At 57.1% G+C, this 5,430-nt stretch carries 4 protein-coding genes and 1 pseudogene; all 5 read right to left on the bottom strand.

The annotated features are described in order from the left end of the window. Nucleotides 1-567: 567 nt before the first annotated feature. Nucleotides 568-1,857 carry an MFS transporter gene (locus ACK1VC_RS14640; RefSeq protein ID WP_371855216.1) on the bottom strand — a complete coding sequence of 430 codons (1,290 nt, stop codon included), beginning with the start codon at nucleotides 1,855-1,857 and terminating at the stop codon, nucleotides 568-570. A gap of 323 nt (nucleotides 1,858-2,180) precedes the next feature. After that, nucleotides 2,181-2,591 carry a histone-like nucleoid-structuring protein, MvaT/MvaU family gene (locus ACK1VC_RS14635; protein ID WP_016486117.1) on the bottom strand — a complete coding sequence of 137 codons (411 nt, stop codon included), beginning with the start codon at nucleotides 2,589-2,591 and terminating at the stop codon, nucleotides 2,181-2,183. Between the two features lie 315 nt (nucleotides 2,592-2,906). Beyond that, nucleotides 2,907-3,164, bottom strand: coding sequence for a PAAR domain-containing protein (locus ACK1VC_RS14630; RefSeq protein WP_016486118.1), 258 nt, complete (start codon nucleotides 3,162-3,164; stop codon nucleotides 2,907-2,909). Beyond that, entirely contained in the window at nucleotides 3,161-4,051 is an 891-nt protein-coding gene (locus ACK1VC_RS14625; RefSeq protein ID WP_096425922.1) for a hypothetical protein, read from the bottom strand. The genes ACK1VC_RS14630 and ACK1VC_RS14625 overlap by 4 nt, the downstream gene beginning before the upstream one ends. A gap of 2 nt (nucleotides 4,052-4,053) precedes the next feature. After that, nucleotides 4,054-5,430 (bottom strand): annotated as a pseudogene (locus ACK1VC_RS14620) (T6SS effector BTH_I2691 family protein); the annotation flags it as partial.

The following is a 5,430-nucleotide window of genomic DNA, read 5'->3' as shown; positions in this document are numbered from 1 at the left end:
ATTCACCGTGTTGGATTCTTCGCGGGTAAACCCGCTCCCACAGGTAATCGCGCAGGCTTCAGGCTTATGCAGTACCTGTGGGGACAACTGTCTTGCACAACGCCTAAACGCCAGCGCGATCACTGTGGGAGCGGGCTTGCCCCGCGAACACCGGCAAAGCCGGTGCCATCCACCGCGCTAGATTCTTCGCGGGCACGCCCGCTCCCACAGGTAATCGCGCAGGCTTCAGGCATATGCAGTACTTGTGGTGACAACTGTCTTGCACAACACCTGAGAGCTAGCGTGATCATTGTGGGAGCGGGCTTGCCCCGCGAAAACCGGCGGAGCCGGTGCCATTCACCGTGTTGGATTCTTCGCGGGCACGCCCGCTTCCACAGGTACCGAGCAGGCTTCAGGCTTATGCAGTACCTGTGGTGACAACTGTCTTGCACAACACCCGAGAGCTAGCGCGGTCACTGTGGGAGCGGGCTTGCCCCGCGAACACCGGCGGAGCCGGTGCCATTCTCCGTGTGATCACCGAAAAAAAAGGGCCCGCAAGGGCCCCGTAGAGGTAAGTGGCTAGCGCCCTCAGGCGCTCTCGACCTTGCGTGGTGCCATGAAGTACATCCACACCAGCGCCAGGAAATACATGGCCGGGATCATCGTGAACAACACGGCATAGTTGTTGTTGGTGGCGGTCAGCACGCTGCCGACGATCTGCGTCATGAACATCCCGCCAATCGCCGCGCACATGCTGCCGAAGCCGAACACCGTGCTCACCAGGTGCTTGGGTGTGTAGTCCATCACCAGGCTCCAGATATTTGCCGTCCACGCCTGGTGGGCGCCTACCGCCAGCGAAATGGCTGCCACGGCGACCCATAGGCCACTGGCGTTGGCGGCAAAGACGACGCTGACCATGGTGCAGGCAAAGATCAGCATCGACACCAGTCGCGCGGTGGTGGCCCGCACGCCTCGGCCAATCAGCCAGGACGACAGGATGCCGCCACCGATGCTGCCGAAGTCCGCCGTCAGCCAGATGATGATCAGCGGGATGCCCATCTGGGTCACGTTGATGCCCAGGCTGTATTGCTGGTTGAGAAACGGCGGCAGCCAGTACAGGTAGAACCAGAACACCGGCGCCGTAATCGCATAGGCCACCGCAAAAGCCCAGGTGCCGCGCAGGCGCAGAATACGGCTGAACGGCACGCGGGTCGGCTCTGGCTCGTCATCCTGCTGGATGTACTGCACCTCGCTCTGGCGCACGCTGGGATGGTCTTCAGGGTTGTAGTACTTCAACACCCACAGCACCACCCACACCAGGCCCAGGCAGCCCATGGCGATAAACGCGGCCTGCCAGCCCCACACAGCGAGGATCAGCGGCAGCAGGGCCGGCGTGACCATGGCGCCGACGTTGGTGCCGGCGTTGAACAGGCCGGTAGCGATCGCCCGCTCACCCGCCGGGAACCACAACCGCACGGTCTTCACGCAGGCCGGGTAGTTGGCGGCCTCGGTCAGGCCCAGGATGAACCGGCAGACCATGAAGCCGGCTGCTGAAGTGGCCAGGCCATGGGCGCCGGTGGCCAGGCTCCACAGCAGCACGGCGAAGAAGAAGGCGCGTTTTACGCCAACCTTGTCGATCAGCCGGCCCTGCAGCAGAAAGCCGATGGCATAGCCAACCTGGAACCAGAAGTTGATGTTGGCGTAGTCCATCGCCGTCCAGCTCATCTCCTTGGCCAGCACGGGCTGCATGATGCCAAGGGCGGCGCGGTCGATGTAGTTCAGGGTGGTGGCGAAGAACACCAGGGCGAGCATGCCCCAGCGGGTCTTGCCGACGCCGAAGGCGCCGCGAAGCTTGTCGCCAATCGAACCCTGGTGCATCCGGGGCGCGGCGGGGGTGGTCTTGGTGTGGTTCATAAACTGCTCGTTTCTTGAAATTGTATTCAGCTGCGGTGCTACGGTACGTGACCAAGTCCCAGGCAGGGGGGGCACGCAAGGCCGGTGCATGGTGAGCAGTGAAGGCGGCAGCGTCAATTCGAGAGACGGGCTACTGTTCGGTTACCGAACGGTTGCGTTGGCTTGCGGGCGCGGCAGGGATTCACGCCAATAAAGGGTAGAAGGCTTTCAACCTGGTTGCCTGATGGGGCGCAGGTCCAGAAGGGAAGGACAGGCTGTGGTGGTCGTGCCTGGCAGGGTCAGGGGGGCTACTGGTCAGATTTGGGCGTGTTCACAGACCATGCAGTTGCCCAGCTTTCGACCTCCTCCCGGCCGTACTGCTGAATCCACAACCGCACGGTTTTGTGCAGGGTGCTCTTTGCTTCAACTTCCTGCCCTGTGTGTGGGTTTATATAGTATTTGCTTTGCCGGGCTCTATAAAGTCGGGGCGGTGCGACAGGACGGCATTGCTGATAGACCTCGTCAATGTTGGTCGTGCATTCACTCTCGATGATGGCCAGGACATGGGACAGATTGAATTGATATTCGGCAAGCAGCATGTGGAGTTTGCTTTCAAATTCGAAGTCACGGATGAGGTTGGGGTCGATTTTAATGAAGGAAAGTTCGGGCTTTGCCGTAAGCAGTCGTTCGAGGGCACGGAATTCGGCGAGGCGGGACATGGCTTATCTCCATCGGGCGATGAGATAAGTGTTATTGGTTGTCGGGCGTAAATGCAAGCGGTGAAATAATTTGATGGATTTTTCTTGATAACCCATGGGGCTGTGTTGAGCGTGGGCTGTTTAGTTCTAAGTGCCCTGTGTAAGAATATTCCCACGCTGGAGGCTATTATAATATCATCAATTACCATGGGGTACTGTGCCTGTGAGCGCACCGAAGAACGGCCCAATCAATTGATTGACCGGCTTCAAAACCGAGGGAGAGGTTTGGTTTTAACGCTGGGGTTTACCGCATTCGGCTCAGTGCCGGTTTTGCTTTCAATCAATGAGCCAACCCTGGTCCCCCTCGATCAGAGCCCCTCCGTGGCTGGTAGTGTCTCCCTCCCTCGCTGCGGGTTGGCCCTCGATAATCGTGCATGCAGCGCCGGTTTCGATGACTGCGCCACAACTGATGCGGTCGCCCACGCGTGCGACGGCCCTGCCATCCACGAATGTTGCGCTTGCGCCGGTTTCCACAGTGCCTTCGCCATGGAGCGGGCAGCTATGGCGATGGCCTACCAGTACGATGGGTTTCATTTGCGCTTCCTTTTGCGGAGTTGAACGGGGGGTTCTTCGAAGGCTGCTGGGGGCGGTGGTGCTGCTCGGACGTTGAAAAGTTTGCAGATGAAGTACCAGCAGATGGCAACGGTGAGGTTGTAGGGGAACAGCACGGCCCAGAACGGCAGTTGCCAGTTCTTTTTGCCCTGCATTTCACCGGGCTCGCCGGTTCGCCAGGGGGCGTAGTGTTGCCAGGCTTCTGCCGGCGTCAGGCAGATGGCGTGCAGCGGTTTGTACCACCAGTTGGGTTCGCCGGGTGGGGGGAGCTTGTCCGGGCCGTGGGCCATGAAGTGTCGGAGGTATTCCCAGACTTCAGCGACGTGCTTTACGCCGGGTTCGGTGGGTTCGTTGCTGTCGATCCAGAGGCAGTCTTTTTGGTGGAGACTGCCATCCGCTCGGCGAGGGGCGAAGGCGAGGGCATAGCTGGTGCTGAAGGATGAGCCGCCGTATTCGGTGCGTTTGAATATGCCCCCTCCGGTATTGCTCCACTCGAAGACTAATACTTTGCTCAAGCGTTGGTAGTAGATTTTTTGGGTTGAGCGGTTGAGGCAAAAGTTTGATAGGTTTTTTATAAAATAGATACGATAAATTAGAAATGGAACGAAAGGAAATGGAGAGATTAAGAACAAAAGCATTAATGCAGCATTTTTATTGTAGAGGTCTAAGGTGATTGGGAGGATTTGAGGGTAAAATCCGATGAGTGATATGACTGTTATTGCGCAGTACAGTTTTCCCATGAATACGGAGTCTGTTACCCATGGGTTTCGCAGGCATAAGATATTTTCGGATGCGTTTGCCAGCTGTCCCCCAATTGCAGGTTTGTGTCCAGAGTCTGACGTTGAATTGAATATCCAGGTGGTTGCCATAATTAACGCTTCAGATGAAAGACTGATTGGGTCTCATTATCTTCGTCCAAACCTTGATTGGCGCTGTAAGATAAATGCAGTGAGACATGACTTTGGTTGGCCAGTGTGTTCTCGAAATGAAGAACCAAACCACCACCTACGATATGGCCGGTCGGGGCGGCTGGGAATACGTGCATTCCTTGGTCGTCATGTAGGGTGCTCAAACTTCCTGACCATTCGCTTACCCCAGGCACAAAGCCAGGCAGCAGCACGGTGAACTCAACGGTGGGTTGAGGTGTGGCCACTTCGTTATGGGTGAAGGCAGTCCAGTTGGGCGGAGACCAGTGGTCATTCCGATGCCATTTAGTGTCGACTTTAGTTATACCAAGTGACAGGGCCTGCTCGGCGGATAGTAGTTTTGGTCCGTAATGCTCGTTGTGCCAAGCTTTGACTTCAGTTTGTAGCGACACGAAAGCAGGAAGTTTCTGCTCATAGTCCAAGGTAATGTCAGGGTGCACTTCCCCATCATTGATTCGATTACCGAAGACGCTGCGTGCTGCCCACAACTCAATAGGGCTGTGCAGGTGCTCATGGGCCTTGGCGTGTAGGTAAAGGCCTCCAGCAATGATGGCCACGCCTACTAGAACAAGAGCCGCTGCCGCCCATCCGGCAAATGGCACAACTGATGTCACGCCAGCAACGGCCAGTCCTGCTTCAAGGGCGACAGCGGAACCAATAGCCATGGTGAATCCACCAGCCATCGTGTAACTGGCTGCAGTTAGGTTACCGTTGTTATGCTGTCGCAGCGCCTTAGCACTGTCCGCGAAAAAACTAAATGCTATTGCCGGATAACCAGCCAAACGCGCAAACAGATTACTGCTTAGAAATTTGATGATTCCATTGCCAAATCCCATCCCTGGTGCAGTCGAACTTAACCTCAGCATTACAGCCTTCTGCGTTGCCCGCACGCTGACCATCGTCGCCGCCGCTGCACCGATCACCCCAAAAATCGATGAAGCAAAGCCCAAGGTGTATTCCGGTGCATCGTTCTTTTGCAGGCTGTTATAGGCCGTCTTCAGCGATAAGATGTTGAACCACAGCATCCCCGCGTTCAAACCACCCCCACCGCCCGAGGTGAGCAACCCGAGAAAGTTGGGCTTCACTCGCGCGGTCGTGGTCAGTTCGATCGAAACCGTTCGGTTCCCCGAGATGCGCAGTTGTTTCATTTCCTCAACCTGCGCCATGCCGCTCTTCAAATACTTCTGTACCTCCTGGCTAAATGGATTTTCCGTGATGGCCTGCTCGGTGATCCGGTAGCGTTCCGCCAACAGCCCCAACGCCTTCTCGGCATTCGCCTCCCGCGCCGCCAACAGCACCTGCTGACGCAGGCCATGACTGGC

Source organism: Pseudomonas sp. XP2, assembly GCF_053557975.1.
Note: the sequence above shows the minus strand (reverse complement) of the source record. Positions and strands in the feature narration are given on the sequence as shown.